The following is a 16010-nucleotide window of genomic DNA, read 5'->3' as shown; positions in this document are numbered from 1 at the left end:
TCCTTCATCGGCAGCGGTTTTCGGAGGCGGACACGACAAGGGGCCGCAGCGGCGCGCGGCCCGCTTTCCGCCCGTTCCACTTCCACGGATGCGGCGGTCCTGCGCACGACCGTACGATCGGGGCCGCACGAGAAGTATTCGGCCTCCCCGCCCGGCGGTAAAGACACACCACGGAAGAGGAAGCGCGAGGAACCCTCATGACGGTTTCACCCGAACAGGCCATGGCAGGTGACCTCCCCGGGGTCACGGATCTGACCATCGACCACGTCGAGTTGTACGTCGAGGACCTGGACGCCGCGGTGGCCGACTGGGTCGACCGTTACGCCTTCACCGTCGTCGGCACCGGAGGCAGTCGCGAGCACCGCGGTGTCGCCCTGCGCCAGGGCCGCACGACTCTCGTCCTGACGGCGGCGATGTCCGAGCGGCATCCGGCGTCCACGTACGTCAGCACGCACGGCGACGGCGTGGCCGACATCGCGCTGCGCACCGCCGACGTGTCCGCCGCCTTCGCCCGGGCGGTGGCGGGCGGGGCGCGCCCGGTGCGCGGGCCCACGCGGCACTCGGGCGGGGGGCCGGCCGTCACGGCCGCCGTCGGCGGCTTCGGGGACGTGACGCACACGCTGGTGCAGCGCGCGCCCGGCGCGGGCCCCGGCCTCCCGGCCGGGTTCGTACCGGCTCCGGAGCCCCGCGACGGGTGCGACGGGCTCGATGGGGGTGTGGGGCTCGTGGAGGTCGACCACATCGCGGTGTGCCTGGAGGCGGGCGACCTGGACGCGACGGCCATGTTCTACCGGCGCGCGTTCGGGTTCCGGGAGATCTTCCAGGAGCGCATCGTCGTCGGCGCGCAGGCGATGGAGTCCAAGGTGGTGCAGAGCGCGGTCACCGGCGCGGTCACGCTGACGCTCATCGAGCCCGACCCGCGGGCGCAGCCGGGCCAGATCGACGAGTTCCTCAAGAGCCACCACGGGCCGGGCGTGCAGCACCTGGCGTTCTCCGGGGCCGACGCGGTCCGTGCGGTGCACGCCCTCGCCGCACGCGGCGTGACGTTCCTGACGACCCCGGGCACGTACTACGACCTGCTCGACGAGCGGATCGACGTGAGGACGCACGCCCTCGACGACCTGCGCGCCACGAACCTGCTCGTGGACGAGGACCACGGCGGCCAGCTCTTCCAGATCTTCACCGCCTCCGCGCACCCGCGCGGCACGCTCTTCTACGAGGTCATCGAGCGCCAGGGCGCGCGGACGTTCGGCAGTGCCAACATCAAGGCGCTGTACGAGGCCGTGGAGCTGGAGCGGACGGGCCGCCGTGCCGGAGGCTGACGGCGGGGCGGCGGACGCCCTCGAAGACACGCCCGGTGCGCATGACACGCCCGGTGTGCATGGCATGTCCGATGTGCGCGACATATCCACGGCGTGCGACCTCGACGACGTGTACGACCTCGACGACATGGAGCGGGCCGCCGCGGCCGTACTGCCGCACGACGTACGGGACTTCGTCGCCGGCGGCAGCGGCCGCGAGCGCACGCTGGCGGCCGACCGGGAGGCGTTCGACCGTCTCTACGTCACGCCGCGGGTGTTGCGGGACGTCTCGGCGTGCTCGACGGACACGACGCTGCTCGGGCGTCCGGCGCGGCTGCCGGTCGCGGTCGCACCGGTCGCCTATCAGCGGCTGCTGCACCCCGAAGGGGAGTTGGCCGCCGCGCGGGCGGCGCGTGCGGCGGGCGTGCCGTTCACGGTCGCGACCCTCAGCAGCGTGCCCGTGGAGGAGGTCACGGCGGCCGGCGGCACGGTGTGGTTCCAGCTCTACTGGCTGCGCGAGCCGGGGCGCACCCTCGACCTCGCGCGCCGGGCGGAGGACGCGGGCTGCGCCGCGCTCATGCTCACCGTGGACGTGCCATGGATGGGCCGCAGGGCGCGGGACGAGCGCAACGGCTTCGCGCTGCCCGGGCACGTGCGTGCCGCGCACCTCGACGCGGGGGCCCGTTCGGCCGCGCACCGGGCGCCGGGGCGCGGCTCGGCCGTCGCCGCGCACACGGCCACCGCGTTCTCCGCGGCCCTGACGTGGTCGGACGTGGCCGAACTGCGCTCCTTGACGCGGCTTCCGCTGATCCTCAAGGGCGTGCTCGCGCCGGCCGACGCGGCACGCGCGGTGCGGCTCGGCGTGGACGCGGTCGTGGTGTCCAACCACGGCGGACGCCAGCTCGACGGCGCGCTGCCCGGCGTGGTGGCGCTGCCCGCCGTCGCCGAGGCCGTCGCGGCGGCGGGCGGCGGCTGCGAGGTGCTGCTCGACGGCGGCGTCCGCGGCGGCGTGGACGTGCTCAAGGCCCTGGCCCTGGGCGCCGACGGGGTCCTGGTGGGCAGGCCTGCGCTGTGGGGCCTCGCAGTGGGCGGGGAGTCCGGGGTGCGCCGGGTCCTCGACCTGCTGGCGGCCGAACTCCGGGACGCCCTCGGCCTCGCGGGCTGCGCGGAGGTGGACGCGGCACGGAAACTGGACGTGACGCGGCTGCCCTGAGCCGCAGCTCGACGAACGGGAGCAGCGCGCCGAAATCCGTACGGGACCCGAACGTCACGCCGAGGATATCGGCGGGCGAGACCCCGGAGCCCGCGGCGGCAGGTGCTCGCCCGCGCGGGAGTCGACGTACTCTACTTGCATGGACGCGCAAGGACAGTCGTGGGACGCGGCGGCCGCCGACCGGGCCGTGGCAGTGCTCAAGGCAGTGGCCGACCCCTCCCGCTACCGGCTGCTGTGGGCCCTCAGCCGGCAGGAGCTGCCCGTCAGCGCGCTCGCGGAGCTGCTCGGCGCCCATGTGGCGGCGACCTCCCAGCATCTGGCGAAGCTGCGGGCGGCCGGCCTCGTGGTGCCGCGCCGCGAGGGCACCCGGATCTACTACCGCGCCACGGACGTGGGCGGCCTCCTCGAAGAGGCGGCCCTGGTGGCCCAGGCCTCGACGGCGCGGGCCGGGACCGGTGCCGCCGACACCACCGCCGCGGAGCAGGCGGCCGAGCGGACGGCGCCCGCCCGCGCGCCGCGAGGACGAGCGGCCCGTGCCGCGCGCCGCCGCCCGGCGACCGAGCACTGACCGCCGGTCAGGACGGGGGCGCCTCCGGCCCGCCGAGGCCGGGCACGCCGAGCACACCGAGCAGGGCCCGGGTCGCCGGGCTGGGGTTGAACCGGCTCCACACCAGGTACTCCACGCGCCGCGGCCCGTCGACGACCGGGACGAGGGCCAGTGCGGGATCGGCCGCGGCCACCGGCCGGACGAACGCCGACGGCAGCAGCGCGACCCCGAGGCCCCGCGCGACGAGCCCGGCCATCAGGGCGACCTGGGCCTCGTACGCCACGTCACGGACCAGCCCGGCCGCGGCGAACGCCTGGTCGGACTGGGCCCGGGCGGGCGACCCCGCCGCGAAGTCCACGAACGTCTCCCCCGCGATCTCCCGCAGCGTGACCCGGCCGGCGCCCGCGAGCCGGTGCCCGGCGGGCACCACGAGCACGTGCTCGTCGTGGTCGAGGACGAGGGTCTCCACCCCGGAGGGCAGATCGCCCTCCGGCAGGCCGAGGAAGGCGATGTCCAGGTCGCCGCTGCGGACCGCGGCCGTCAGCTCGTCGCTGCGTCCGCCCCGCAGGAAGACGCGGACGTCCGGGTGCCGGGCGCGGTAGCGCTGGAGCAGTTCGGCCACGTCGACGGCCGCCGTGGTCACGATCACACCGACGGCGAGCCTGCCGCGCACCACGCCCGACGCCGCGGCGGCGTCGGCGGCCGCGCGGTCCGCGGCGGCGAGACACGCCCGCGCGCCGACGAGGAACGCCTCCCCCGCGCTGGTCAGCTCCGTGCGGCGGCTGGACCGGGCGAACAGCTTGACCCCCAGCTCCCGTTCCAGACCGGCGATCCGGTGGCTGAGGGACGACTGCACCACGGCGCACCGCTCGGCCGCGCGCGTGAAGTTCCGGGTCTCGGCGACGGCGACGACGTACCGCATCTGCTGGAGGTCCACACGATCATCGTCCTCGTTCATGGCTGTGATGACAACCATGCTTTGGAGTCATGGCGGTCCTGACCCGAGACTCCTCGCATGCCAACCCTGACCGAGCGGTCACCGACCCCCTCGCGGGCCTCATCGGCGCCACGTGTGTCGACCGTCGCGCTGACCGCACTCGCTCCCGCCTCCTGGGGCACCACGTACGCGGTGACCACGGAGCTGCTGCCGCCGGGGCAGCCGCTGTTCGCAGGCCTGATGCGCGCCCTGCCCGCCGGCCTTCTCGCCCTCGCGGTCACCCGCGTCCTGCCGCGCGGGGACTGGTGGTGGAAGGCCGCCGTCCTGGGCGCGCTCAACATCGGCGCGCTCTTCCCCCTGTTGTTCCTCGCGGCCGAGCGGCTGCCCGGCGGGGTGGCCGCCACCCTCAGCGCCACGCAGCCGCTGCTGGTCGCCGGGCTTTCCATCGTGGTCCTCAGCGACCGGCCGTCCGCCTGGCAGTGGGCCTGGGGCGCGCTCGGCGTGCTCGGCGTAGGGCTCGTCGTGCTCGGCCCGCAGGCCCGCCTGGACGTCGTCGGCGTCCTCGCCGTCCTCGGCGGTACGGCGGGCATGGCCGGCGGAATCGTCCTCACCAAGCGCTGGGGCCGCCCCGCGGGGGCCGGCCCGCTGACCCTGGCGGGCTGGCAACTGACCGCGGGCGGGCTGCTGCTGCTCCCGCTCACCCTGGTCGTGGAGGGCTTGCCGCACGGGATCGACGGCGGAGCCGTGGCGGGCTACCTGTGGCTCGGCGGCATGGGCGGAGTCGTCTCGTTCGCACTGTGGTTCCGCGGCGTCGGCGAGCTGCCGGTCGGCGCGTCCGCGCCGCTGGTGCTCCTCTCGCCGCTGGTCGCCACCGTCGTCGGCGTCGCGCTCGGCGAGTCCCTCAACCTGACGCAGAGCCTCGGCTTCGTCCTCGCCCTCGCGGCCCTGCTCGCCGCGCAGCTCACTCCCCCACGCCCCCGTACGAAAACCCTGACGCAAGGAGAACGGACGCGATGAACACCTCGATGAAGAGGGCAGGTTCCATGAAGGCAGGTATGACGATCGCCGTGCTCGGCGCCAGCGGGATGGTGGGCAGCCGGGTCCTCACAGAAGCCGGGGCGCGCGGGCACCGGGTGCTCGCCCTGTCCCGGAAGCCCGCGGTCGGCGACCCGCACGTGACCCCGGTCGCGGTGGACGCCGGCGACCCGGAGGCCCTGCGCGCGGCCCTCGCCGCCTCCGGGGCGGACGCGGTCGTGGTGACCTTGCGGACCATGCCGGTCGACCAGGAGTTCCTGGTCGGGGCCACGCGGACGGTCCTCGACAGCGCCGCGCGGCTCGGCCTGCGGGTCCTGGTGGTCGGGGGCGCGGGCGCGCTGCGCAGCCCGGGCGGGGAGGGCCTGCTGGTCGCCGACGACCCGGCGTACGTGCCCGCGGCGGTGACGGCCGTCGCCGCCGCCGGGGTGGCCCAGCTGCGGGCCTGCCAGGCGCACACCGGGAGCGACTGGGTCTATCTGAGCCCTCCGGCCCTGCTCGAACCCGGCGACCGCACCGGCCGCTATGTGCGCGGCACCGACACCCTCCTCACCGGCGCGGACGGGCGCTCGTGGATCAGCGCGGAGGACCTGGCGGTCGCCGTGGTCGACGAGCTGGAGTCGCCCGGCCCGGAGCGCCACATGACGGTCGCCGCCGCCTGAGGGCCTGCGGGCCCGACGTGGCCGGTCGCGCGGCTGCCCGCGCCTACGGGGCACTCTCGTCCGCGTCGTCGAGCCGGTACTCCTCGGAGCCCGCGTCGTAGGCGTACAGCTCCGCGTACCGGCCCCAGTCGGTGGCCGTCTCCAGCTGCCGTTCGGCCTGCTCGCTCGTGAAGTGGTGGGCGAGCAGGTCGCGGAAGTAGCCGGCGCGGACGGTTCCGTCGGGGTGCCGGCGCAGGCTGTTGGTGACCAGCTTCACCAGCGGGACCTCCAGGGCGGCGCGGGCGAACAGCGGCTTGGACGTCTGGACGTCGGCCCCGGCGAACGCGGCGCCCTCGTCGGACAGGACGAGGTCGTCGCCGCTGACGTGGGCGAAGCCGAGCAGGTCGAGCGCGTCGACCTGCGGGAGCAGGTCGTCGACGTCCAGGCCGAGGTCGTCGGCGAGGTCGGCGAGGTCACAGCTCCCGCCCCGGTGGGCGACCGTCTCGGCGAGGCCGGACAGGCCGTCGACGGTGGCCGGGGGCAGCGGGGTGGTGGCGACGGTGCGCCGGTCCGGCTCCGCCGCCCCGGAGCGGCCGGGCAGCCGGGATTCGCGGGGGCGCCCGGTCATGACCCGGTAGACGCGGTCGATCAGCTCCTCGAAGGCGGGCGCGTCGCGGTCACGCGGGCGGTCCAGGCCGACCTCGATGGTCTCGCGGACGGTGCCGTAGGGGCGGGAGCCCAGGACGACGACGCGGTCGGCCATCAGGACGGCCTCTTCGATGTTGTGGGTCACCAGGACCACGGCCCGGGTCGGGAACTGGCCGGACTCCCACAGCTCCATCAGCTCGCCGCGCAGGTTCTCTGCGGTCAGCACGTCGAGCGCGGAGAACGGCTCGTCCATCATCAGCACGTCCGGCTCGACGACGAGGGCGCGGGCGAAGCCGACGCGCTGCCGCATGCCGCCGGACAGCTCCTTGGGGTAGGCCGACTCGAAGCCGTCGAGGCCGATCAGGTCGATGGCCTGGACGGCGGCGCGGGCCCGGTCGCCGGCGGGCACACCGCGCGCCTCGAGGCCGAGTTCCACGTTCTGCTGCACCGTCAGCCACGGGAGCAGCGCGAAGGTCTGGAAGACCATGGCCGTGCCCGGGTTGGCGCCGGTCAGCGGCTCGCCGCGGTAGGAGACGGAGCCGGAGCTTGCCGGGACGAGGCCGGCGAGGCAGCGCAGCAGCGTGGACTTGCCCGAGCCTGACTTGCCGAGCAGGGCGACGATTTCACCGGCTCGGATCTTCAGGTCGACCCCGGCGAGCACGGGCAGTTCCCCGTCGGCGCCCGCGTAGGACTTGGTCAGGCCGGTGGCTTCGAGCAGGACGTCGCCGTCGGCGGCGCGCGGGGGCCGGGCGGCGGGGCGGGGGGTCGGGGTGCGCAGGGCGCGGAGGGCCTTGAGTGCCATCAGGGAGGCTCCAGTTCTCCAGGCGGGGCGGGAGGTCCGAGGGATGTGACCGGCGCCGGTCACAGGGAGTAGCGCCTGTCGGCGAGGCGGTAGAGACGGCGCCACAGGAGCCGGTTGAGCCCCACGACGTACAGGCTCATCACGGCGACGCCCGCGATCAGGTGCGGGAAGTCGCCGTCGGCGGTGGCCCGGGCGATGTACGCGCCGAGGCCGGTGGCGGTGAGCGTGGTGCCGCCGAAGGTGACGACCTCGGAGACGATCGAGGCGTTCCAGGCGCCGCCGGACGCGGTGATGCCACCGGTGACGTACGCGGGGAAGACGCCCGGCAGGATCAGCCGCCGCCAGCGCTGCCACCCTCGTACGCCGAGGTCGTCGGCGGCTTCGCGCAGATCGCTCGGGATCGACATGGCGCCGGCGATGGTGTTGAAGAGGATGTACCACTGGGCGCCGAGCGCCATCAGGAGGATGCCGCCGACGTCGAGGGACAGGCCGGTCCGCAGGAAGAACCAGACGGCGAGCGGGAACAGGAAGTTGGCGGGGAAGGACGCCAGGACCTGCACGACGGGCTGGGCGATCCGGGTCAGGCGCGGCGAGAGGCCGATCCACACGCCGACGGGCACCCAGACGACGGTCGCGACGGCGACCAGCACGACGACGCGGGCGAGCGTGACGAGGCCGAGCAGGAGCGGCTCGCCGAACACGCCGAGTCCGGTGCGGTCGTGCAGATAGCCGCCGAGGTCGGCGAGGCCCCAGGCGATGAGGCCGCCCGCGACGAGCGCGAAGGTGAGGTCGCCGGTGCGCCGCCGCGCCGGGTCGTGCGTCAGCGGCCGGTCGTCGGTGCCGAGGACGCGGGCGGCCCGGCCCAGGGCCCGGCCGGCCGGGCGGAGCAGGGAGCCGAGGAGCCGCGGCCAGTGGGAGCGGCGCAGGAGGTCGAGCACGGCCGAGCGCTGCACCTCGCTCGCCTCGGACTGCTCGTTCTTGAACCTCTCCGCCCAGGCGGTCAGGGGCCGCCAGAAGAGGAAGTTCACGCCGATGACCATGACCGCCATGGTGAGGACGGCCCAGCCGACCTTGCCGAGGTCGCCGTCGGTGACGGCCGCTCCGGCGTAGGAGCCGACGCCGGGCAGCGCGTACTCCTTGTTGTTGACGCTGATGGCCTCCGAGGCGACGAGGAAGAACCAGCCGCCGCCGAAGCTCATCATGCCGTTCCAGACCAGGCCGATCATCCCGGCCGGCACCTCGACCTTCCAGAAGCGCATCCACTTGGTGAAGCGGAACGACCGGGACAGCTCGTCGAGTTCGCGGGGCAGCGAGGTGAGGGACTGGTAGAAGCCGAACGTCATGTTCCAGGCCTGCGAGGTGAAGATCGCGAAGATCGACGCGCACTCCAGGCCGAGCATGGAGCCGGGGAACAGGGCGAGGAACCCGGTCACCGCGACCGTCAGGAAGCCGAGCACGGGCACGGACTGGAGGATGTCCAGGGCCGGGATCAGGATCCGTTCGAGGCGGCGGCTCCTGGCCGCCGCGTAGGCATACACGAAAGTGAAGACGATCGAGGCGGCGAGGGCCGCGAACATGCGCAGGAGCGAGCGCGCCGCGTCGTACGGCAGCCGCGCGGGATCGGTGTCCACCCGCACCGGGCGCTCGCCCGAGAAGCGGACGGTGGTGCCCTGGCCGACCTTGAGGACGAGATACAGGAGCACCAGGACGGCCGCGGCGACCACCACGTCCACCCACGTCATGCGGGACAGGCGCCCCGCGAACCGGGAGGCGAGCGGAGCACGCGGGCCGCCGTCCCTTGTCCGGAACGACATCACAAGAACCTCCGACCACACTGTGGGCACAGCGGACCCCCGGCCGCGACCGCAGAGCGCGGCGGGCCTGGCGGGGCACAGGGCGATGCCCGGTGTGCATAAGTGAATTGACTAGCGGGTTCGGAAGCCGCCGTCGAGGCAGCGGCCGCTACTGGGAGGGTCTTCGCCCATGGCTGCCTCCTTCGGTGATGTGCCGGACAGGGGCCCGGTGGACCACGGGAAGTGTGCGCTTCTTTGCGTCGATACGCAAATAAGCGAGACCCGGCAACGGGGGCCGTCGATGACCTTTGTGCGTAGTTGCGCAACTGTGCAACTATGGGGTGATCGCATTCCGACCAGGAGGTACTCGCGTCCCGACCTCGGGGAGATCGCACTCCGTACCGCCGCGCCACCGGGAGGTGCCGCCATGCAGGCCCTGACCACGTTCGACTTCGCTGCCCGCCTGGGCACAGGCGTCGGCTGCGGCGCCCTCATCGGGGTGGAGCGCCAGTGGCGCGCCCGCATGGCGGGCCTGCGCACCAACGCGCTCGTCGCCGCGGGAGCCACCCTCTTCGTGCTCTACAGCGAGGCGATGGCCGACCCCACGAGCCCCACCCGCGTCGCGTCGTACGTCGTCTCCGGCGTCGGCTTCCTCGGCGGCGGCGTCATCATGCGCGAGGGCGCCTCGATCAGCGGCCTCAACACGGCGGCCACGCTGTGGTGTTCGGCGGCGGCGGGCGTCCTCGCCGCCTCCGGGCGGCTCGCGCTCGCGCTGCTCGGCGCGGTCACGGTCATCGGCGTACACCTGGTCCTGCGCCCCACCAGCCGCCTCATCGACCGGGCCCCGCAGGCGAGCGCCGACACCACCACGCGGGTCGCCTTCCACGTCACCTGCGAGCGGCGCGCGGAGGGGCACGTCCGCGCGCTGCTCATCCAGCTCCTGAGCAGCGCGGACCCGCGCCTCGACGGGCTTCGGATCCGGCGCGGCGAGGACGACGGGACCACCGCGCTCGAAGCCGCCGTCACCCTGGACGGCGCCCCCGGCGCGGACATGGAGCAGCTGGTGACCCGGCTCTCCCTGGAGCCCGGCGTCCGCGATCTGCACTGGCGGCTTGCCGACCGGGAGGAGCAGGAGCGCGCCGAGCGGGCCGCGGCCTGACCGGCGCCCGCCCGCTCAGCCGCCCACCGGCTCCAGCTGGAGGTAGTCCAGGTTCCAGTTCTGGAAGGCGTTCGCGTCCAGGGACAGGCGCAGGGTGTGGCGGCCCCGGTCCAGTCGCCGCGTGACCCCGCTCGGCTGGAGCGCGAAGGCGCTGTGGCCCGTGGTGTTGCGGATGCCGACGGGTCCGCTGGGGGCCGCCCGGTCGAAGGCGAGCCGATAGGTCCCGGCGGGCGCGTACGGTGACGAGACCCGGGCCATGACGGCGTACTGTCCGCTCCGGGGCACGCTCACGTCGTACTTGAGCCACTCCGAGCCGCGCATCCAGCAGACCGCCACCGCGCCCTCCTGGTCGCACACGTCGACGCCCTCGCCGGGCCGCCCGGGGCCGTCGCCGCGGTTGCCCGGGTCGGTGTCGTGGTAGCCGACGCCCTCGCCGCCCGGGGCGTAGGCCTCGCCCTGGACGCGCACGGCCCCGGGCGGCACCTTGCCCGCCGCGCCCGTGGCCAGGTAGGTCTCCAGCGCCGCCACGTCGTCGGTCTGGAGGACGTTCGCCCCGTACTTGTCGATGAGCGCGCCCCAGCCGCGCGCGGGGTCGATCAGCGAGGCCTCGTCGGTGAACCGGGCGGCGAGGCCGCCGCCCACGCTGTTCATCCAGACGCGCCCCGACGCGCGCAGCCGCCGCAGGAACGCGGCGTCGACCACGGCGTCCTCGACGCGCGCGAAGACCACCTCGTACGCGTGCGGCGGGGCATCGCCGAACTCCGCGACGGAGCCGGCGTTGTCGTCGTCGACGACGTGCGTGTACAGCGCCCCGCGGTGCTCGGCGAGGAACGACCGCACCTCGGCGACGCGCGCGTGGGACTTGAAGACGGCGTTGCGCACGGTGTCGGTCTCCTTCAGGACGCGCCACACCGCGTCGCGGACGTCCCAGCCCTTGTCGAGGTTGACCAGGCCGCGGGCCTTCGCCGCCCGCATGGCGTCGGCGAGCGTGGGGACCCGCTGGTCGGTCAGGGCCGCCTGCTTGCCCCCGAGCCCCTCACGCAGGCGCAGGCCGCGCACCTGGGCGTGGGTGAGGTCGGCGACGCGCCCCCTGCCGTCGGTGGTGCGGTCCACGGTCTCGTCGTGCAGGAGCACGGGGACGCCGTCCTTGGTCAGGCGTACGTCGACCTCGACGATCTCGGCGCCCGCCACGAAGGCCCGGCGGAGCGCGCGGAGGCTGTTCTCGGGCGCCTCACGCCACTGGCCCCGGTGGGCGGCGGTCATGACCTTGGCGCGCGGGCCGTGGTCGAGGAAGTCGCGGTGCGCGCGGTCGGCGGCGTCGCGCCCGGGCGCCTCGCGCGCCACCACCGCCGCCGCGCCGGGGGCCGCGCCGAGCGCGAGCGCGCAGGCGACGAGGGCGGCGGCGGCACGGCGGCGCGGGCCGCGTCCGGCCGTGTGCGGGGTGAGGTCCGTGGGGCGCAGGATCATGGCCGTGAGCATCGGGCAGCCGATACCCGTACGTCCACGACCCCGGCCCGGTATGTCCCGGCTTTCTCCGACGCCGCGTCACGAGCAGCAGCGGGTGGGCCGGGTGGCGCGGGCGGGGATCAGCCCCTCACCCCGCGCCCAGGCGCCGCGCGACCTCGCCGAGCCCCTCCTTCAGGGCGGTGAGCTGGCCGGGCGTGAGGACGTCGACGAGGTGGGCGCGCACCACGTCGACGTGGCCCGGGGCGGCCGCCTCCAGACGGCGGCGGCCCTCGTCGGTGAGCACCGCGTACACGCCGCGCACGTCGGCGGCGCAGGAGCGGCGGCGCACCAGGCCCGCCTTCTCCAGCTGGGTGATCTGGTACGTGAGCCCGCTCTTGCTGGTGACGACCACCGCGGCGAGTTCGGCCATGCGCAGCTCACCGCCCTCGGCGGCGGAGAGCCGCACGAGCACCTCGTACTGGAGGTGGGACAGGCCGGACTCGTCCTTCAGCTGCTCCTCGACGCGCCGGTTGAGCAGCGCGCCCGCGGTCAGGAAGGCCTGCCAGGCGGCCATCTCGTCGTCGTTGAGCCAGTGGGTCTCGGGCATGGCACCAGACTACGGCAGTTGTTCAAATTCGAACCATCGAGTACGGTGCGAGAGGTGGTTCAAATTTGAACCCGCCCACCACCCGGCGCCCCGGCGCCTGGTACCCGTCACCCCTCACCCGTCGTACGAGCACCGCCCGCCGACCGTGCACCCGCAAGGAGCCGACCATGACCACCGCAGCCCCGGAACGCATGCCGTCCCTCTTCCTGAGCCACGGCGCGCCCACCCTCGCCGAGGACCCCGTCTGGCCGGGCGAGCTGGCCCGCTGGGGCGCCGAGCTGCCGCGGCCGACGGCGATCCTGATGGTCTCCGCGCACTGGGAGGAGGCCCCGCTCGCCCTCGGCGCCACCACCACCGTGCCGCTCATCTACGACTTCTGGGGCTTCCCGGAGCACTACTACGGCGTCCGGTACGCCGCCCCCGGCGCCCCCCGGCTCGCCGAGCAGGTCCGCAAGCTGCTGCGCGGCCCCGGCACACCGGTGCAGGACCTGCCCGACCGGGGCCTCGACCACGGCGCGTACGTACCGCTGCGGGAGATGTACCCGGACGCCGACGTACCGGTGCTCCAGGTGAGCCTGCCGACGCTTGACCCGCGCAAGCTGATGGAGATCGGGCGCAAGCTCGCGCCGCTGCGGGACGAGGGCGTCCTGATCGTCGGCAGCGGGCACTTCACGCACAACCTCCGGGCCATCAACCCCGAGAACCAGGTGCCCTCCGTCCTGGCCGAGTTCGACGACTGGGGCAGGCGCACCCTGGCGGCCGGGGACGTGGACGCGCTCCTCGACTTCGCGCACAAGGCCCCCGGCGCCCGCTACGCCCACCCCCGCGAGGAGCACTTCGTACCGCTCGCTGTCACGCTCGGCACGGCGGCGGACGACCTGCGCACGCAGCGCAGCGTCATCGAGGGCACCTGGCTCGGCCTCTCCAAGCGCTCGGTCCAGTTCGGCTGAGCACTCCGCCGTGCCGCGGGCTCGTCCCGCACGCCGGCGCGGATCACCCGGGCCCGGTCAGCACCCCGCTGTCCACGTGCTTCAGGAGTTCGGCCGGAGTGGCGTACACGGCGGCGGCCCCCGCCTCCTCCAGGTCGCGCCGCGGGATGCCCCCGCAGAGCAGCGCGACGGCACGCACCCCGGCCCGGCGCGCCGCGCGCATGTCCCACACCGTGTCGCCGACGAACACCGCGTCCTCCGGCTCGCACCCCGCGATCTCCAGGGCGCGGTGGACGGGGTCGGGGGCCGGCTTGCCCGAGGAGACGTCGTCCGCGCTCGCGACACCGCTGATCACGTCGTCGGCGTCGATGGCCCGGCGCAGCGCCGCCAGTTCGCCGCCGCCCGCCGAGGTGGCGAGGACGATGCGCCATTCGCGGTCCGCGAGGGCGTACAGGAGGTCACGGGCGCCGTCCAGCGCGGCGATCCGCTCGAAGTACGTGCCGTACAGGGTGCCGTGCGCGGCGCTCAGCTCCGCGTCCTGGTCACGGTCCCGGTCGTCGCCGAGCAGATGCGCGACGAGATCGGTCGAACCGAGCCCGATCGCGTGGTGGATGTCGTGCGTGGCGACCTGCTCGCCTGCCTGCCGGAACGCCTCCCACCAGGTCACCACGTGCAGGTGGTTGGTGTCGGCGAGGGTCCCGTCGACGTCGAAGAGCGCTGCGCGCGGCACGGCGCTACGCCCTCGTGCCGCGGTCGTGGCGGTGGGCGTCCTCCTGGGCCTCGGGATTCGGCGTGAGCGCGTCGCCGGCCTCGCCGTCCTTGTCGGGGTCCCGCTCGTCCCCGGGGTTCCGTGTGGCCGCTTCCTCCACTTCCTCGAAGACTTCTTCGGCGGCCGTCTCCGCGGGCTGCCCGGGCTTGGTCCTGTGGCCGTGGTGGTGCGTCATGGCGTTCCTTTCCTTGGGATGTCAGCGCACGTTCGTGATGACGAAGCCGCTGCGGGGCCTGGTCGGCATCCGGCTCAGCGGGATCCGCAGGTCCTGGTCGGGGACGCGGTAGTCGAGCCGGGCCAGGCGGGGCAGCAGGGTGCTCAGCACCGCGAGGGTGACGTCCTCCCCGGGGCAGCGGTGGCCGGTGGCGGCCTCCCCGCCGCCCTGGGGGACGAGTTCGTCGCGGCCGGGCGGGCGGCTGGTGAACCTCTCGGGGTCGAAGGTGTACGGCGCCTGCCACAGGTCCGGGTCGTGGTTCTGTCCGTAGAGGTCGAGCAGGACCACGGTGCCCTCGGCGATCCGCTCGCCGTGCCACTCCAGGTCCCGGGGGGCGAGCCCGGCGACGAAGGGCGCGAACGGGTAGAAGCGCCGCACTTCGTGGGCGAACGCCCGCGCGTAGTCCTCGCCCTCCTTGGCGAGGGACGCGCGCAGCTCAGGGTTCCGGTGCAGGGCGTGGGCGCCGAACACGGTGTACCAGGTGACGGCGACGGTCGGGCGGATGATGTTCAGCAGTTCCACGGCGGCCGTGCGCGGGTCGAGGAGTTCGCCGTCGGCGTCGCGGTGCGCCGCGACGGCGTGCACCGCGGAGCGCGGCTGCTCGCTCCCGGCCGCGGCGGAGGGCTCCGCGGCGGCCTGCGACCGTACGTCCTCGATCAGCTGGGCCAGGTGCTCCTCCTGGCGCCGCCGGGCGCGCCGGGCCCGCAGGTGGCGCGGCCCCGCGGTGGCGAAACCGTCGACCATCGCCACCAGGTCCCGCGCGGTCCGCCGGGCCTCGTCGTCGGGGGACTCCGCGAGGGGGATGCCCGCCCAGGCGCAGACGGCCCGGGTGAGCACCACGCTCACCTCGTCGAAGAGCCTCACCTCGGAGCGGTGGGGCCACTCCTGGCACGCGCGGTCCCACTCCCCCGCCACCCGGTCGGCGAGGGCGGCCACGCCCCGCGCGTCCTTCAGGAGCGACACGAACAGGGCCTTGCGCGTCCGGTGGTCCGCCCCGTCGAGGGTGTGCACGGCGCCCTGGCCGAAGAGGGTGTCAAGGACCGGCTCGGGCAGGGCGGTGCGCCGCCGCACATGGTCCTCGTCGTAGAAGAACGCGACGGCCGCCGGTCCTCGCAGCGCGACGGCCGGTTTGCCGAGCAGCCGGGTGCGCACCGGGCCGGGGCCCCGGCGGCGGCTCAGGTCGGGCAGCCACGCGTAGCCCTGGACGAGCAGCGGCAGAGTGTGGTCGAGCAAGGGAAACCTCCCGGCAGTTCGCGTCCGGCGGAGAAAAGGCGCGGCCCGTCCCGTCCCACCCTCCGCCGGATGGAGCGCGGCCACCACCGGAGCGGGCCGCGGTCCGGCTTTTCGATCAGGGTGAACGGGTTCCCGGCTCGGCCGCTGTGAATCAGGAACGGCCGATCGGCCGCGGCCCGATCGGGCGCACCCGGGCGTGTCGGACGCCAGGCCGCCCGCCGATCACGACCGCGCACGGCATCGTCACAGTGCTCACATCCGTGCGTTCCCCGCCCGGGAGGCGGCTTCCGGAACCGGTGGGCCCGTGAAAGGAAGCAGATCTGGTGCGTGGCGGTGGCGCGACGGTCCTGGCGGGGGTACTGCTCTGCGCGCTGACGGCCTGCGGTTCGCTCGCCGGGCGCGAGGACGCGGCGGTCGCGGCGGCGACCCGCTTCGAGGCGAGCCTGCGCGCGTCCGACGCGGTGCGCGGCTGCGCGGCCCTGGCCCCCGGGACCCGCGACGAACTGGAGCAGTCCGCCGAGCAGCCGTGCGCGAAGGCGCTGCCCGCCGCGGGTCTCCCCGCGGCGGGCCCGGTGCGCTCCGTCGACGTGTACGGCGGTCAGGCGCGGGTCGTGGCGGAGCACGACACGCTCTTCCTCTCGGCGTTCCCCGACTTCCCGGGCGGCTGGAGGGTCACGGCCGCCGGCTGTGCGGCCCGCACGGAGAAGCCGTATCGATGTCTGGTCAAGGGTGGTTGACG

General features: G+C 74.5%; 16 protein-coding genes. 8 read left to right on the top strand and 8 right to left on the bottom strand.

The window, feature by feature from the left end:
* The first annotated feature begins 197 nt into the window (after positions 1–197).
* The 3 genes from hppD to AC07GB_RS04840 all read left to right on the top strand — a co-directional run bounded on the left by hppD (position 198) and on the right by AC07GB_RS04840 (position 3082).
* Positions 198–1322, top strand: a complete 1125-nt coding sequence (gene hppD / locus AC07GB_RS04850; RefSeq protein ID WP_478841803.1) for a 4-hydroxyphenylpyruvate dioxygenase — start codon at positions 198–200, stop codon at positions 1320–1322.
* 64 nt (positions 1323–1386) lie between these two features.
* Entirely contained in the window at positions 1387–2514 is a 1128-nt protein-coding gene (locus AC07GB_RS04845; RefSeq protein ID WP_478841802.1) for an alpha-hydroxy acid oxidase, read from the top strand.
* A 139-nt stretch (positions 2515–2653) separates the two neighbouring features.
* Positions 2654–3082, top strand: coding sequence for an ArsR/SmtB family transcription factor (locus AC07GB_RS04840; protein ID WP_478841801.1), 429 nt, complete (start codon positions 2654–2656; stop codon positions 3080–3082).
* A gap of 7 nt (positions 3083–3089) precedes the next feature.
* On the opposite strand, the gene AC07GB_RS04835 is transcribed toward AC07GB_RS04840, so the two are convergent.
* Complete coding sequence (locus AC07GB_RS04835; RefSeq protein WP_478842055.1) at positions 3090–3998, bottom strand: LysR family transcriptional regulator; 909 nt, start codon at positions 3996–3998, stop codon at positions 3090–3092.
* A 78-nt stretch (positions 3999–4076) separates the two neighbouring features.
* Between AC07GB_RS04835 and AC07GB_RS04830 the strand changes: the two genes are divergently transcribed.
* Complete coding sequence (locus AC07GB_RS04830; RefSeq protein ID WP_478841800.1) at positions 4077–5015, top strand: EamA family transporter; 939 nt, start codon at positions 4077–4079, stop codon at positions 5013–5015.
* 38 nt (positions 5016–5053) lie between these two features.
* On the top strand, positions 5054–5692 hold the full coding sequence (locus tag AC07GB_RS04825; RefSeq protein WP_478841799.1) for an NAD(P)-dependent oxidoreductase: 639 nt from the start codon (positions 5054–5056) through the stop codon (positions 5690–5692).
* 43 nt (positions 5693–5735) lie between these two features.
* Here AC07GB_RS04825 and AC07GB_RS04820 read toward each other — a convergent pair whose 3' ends face one another.
* Together AC07GB_RS04820 and AC07GB_RS04815 are read right to left on the bottom strand one after the other, a co-directional pair.
* The gene (locus AC07GB_RS04820; protein ID WP_478841798.1) at positions 5736–7121 is read right to left on the bottom strand and encodes an ABC transporter ATP-binding protein; all 1386 of its coding nucleotides are present in this window, start codon (positions 7119–7121) and stop codon (positions 5736–5738) included.
* 59 nt (positions 7122–7180) lie between these two features.
* Complete coding sequence (locus tag AC07GB_RS04815; RefSeq protein ID WP_478841797.1) at positions 7181–8935, bottom strand: ABC transporter permease; 1755 nt, start codon at positions 8933–8935, stop codon at positions 7181–7183.
* 406 nt (positions 8936–9341) lie between these two features.
* Here AC07GB_RS04815 and AC07GB_RS04810 point away from each other — a divergent pair, with 406 nt between their 5' ends.
* A complete protein-coding gene (locus AC07GB_RS04810) occupies positions 9342–10073 on the top strand; it encodes an MgtC/SapB family protein (protein WP_478841796.1) in 732 nt (243 codons plus the stop codon).
* A gap of 15 nt (positions 10074–10088) precedes the next feature.
* Here the strand turns inward: AC07GB_RS04810 and AC07GB_RS04805 are convergent, their stop codons facing one another.
* The gene (locus tag AC07GB_RS04805; protein WP_478841795.1) at positions 10089–11540 is read right to left on the bottom strand and encodes a glycerophosphodiester phosphodiesterase family protein; all 1452 of its coding nucleotides are present in this window, start codon (positions 11538–11540) and stop codon (positions 10089–10091) included.
* Between the two features lie 127 nt (positions 11541–11667).
* Complete coding sequence (locus AC07GB_RS04800; protein WP_478841794.1) at positions 11668–12126, bottom strand: MarR family winged helix-turn-helix transcriptional regulator; 459 nt, start codon at positions 12124–12126, stop codon at positions 11668–11670.
* A gap of 167 nt (positions 12127–12293) precedes the next feature.
* On the opposite strand from AC07GB_RS04800, the gene AC07GB_RS04795 reads away from it, so the two are divergent.
* The gene (locus tag AC07GB_RS04795) at positions 12294–13076 is read left to right on the top strand and encodes a dioxygenase family protein (protein WP_478841793.1); all 783 of its coding nucleotides are present in this window, start codon (positions 12294–12296) and stop codon (positions 13074–13076) included.
* Between the two features lie 43 nt (positions 13077–13119).
* Here AC07GB_RS04795 and AC07GB_RS04790 read toward each other — a convergent pair whose 3' ends face one another.
* The 3 genes from AC07GB_RS04790 to AC07GB_RS04780 are packed head-to-tail and all read right to left on the bottom strand — an operon-like array spanning position 13120 to position 15271.
* Positions 13120–13785, bottom strand: a complete 666-nt coding sequence (locus tag AC07GB_RS04790) for an HAD family hydrolase (protein WP_478841792.1) — start codon at positions 13783–13785, stop codon at positions 13120–13122.
* Positions 13786–13789: 4 nt separating this feature from the next.
* Positions 13790–13999, bottom strand: coding sequence for a hypothetical protein (locus tag AC07GB_RS04785; protein ID WP_478841791.1), 210 nt, complete (start codon positions 13997–13999; stop codon positions 13790–13792).
* A 21-nt stretch (positions 14000–14020) separates the two neighbouring features.
* Entirely contained in the window at positions 14021–15271 is a 1251-nt protein-coding gene (locus AC07GB_RS04780; RefSeq protein ID WP_478841790.1) for a cytochrome P450, read from the bottom strand.
* A gap of 323 nt (positions 15272–15594) precedes the next feature.
* Between AC07GB_RS04780 and AC07GB_RS04775 the strand changes: the two genes are divergently transcribed.
* On the top strand, positions 15595–16008 hold the full coding sequence (locus tag AC07GB_RS04775; protein WP_478841789.1) for a hypothetical protein: 414 nt from the start codon (positions 15595–15597) through the stop codon (positions 16006–16008).
* Positions 16009–16010: the final 2 nt, after the last annotated feature.

This window comes from Streptomyces sp. NPDC045778, from assembly GCF_056431945.1.
This window is presented reverse-complemented; position numbering and strand designations above follow the sequence as displayed.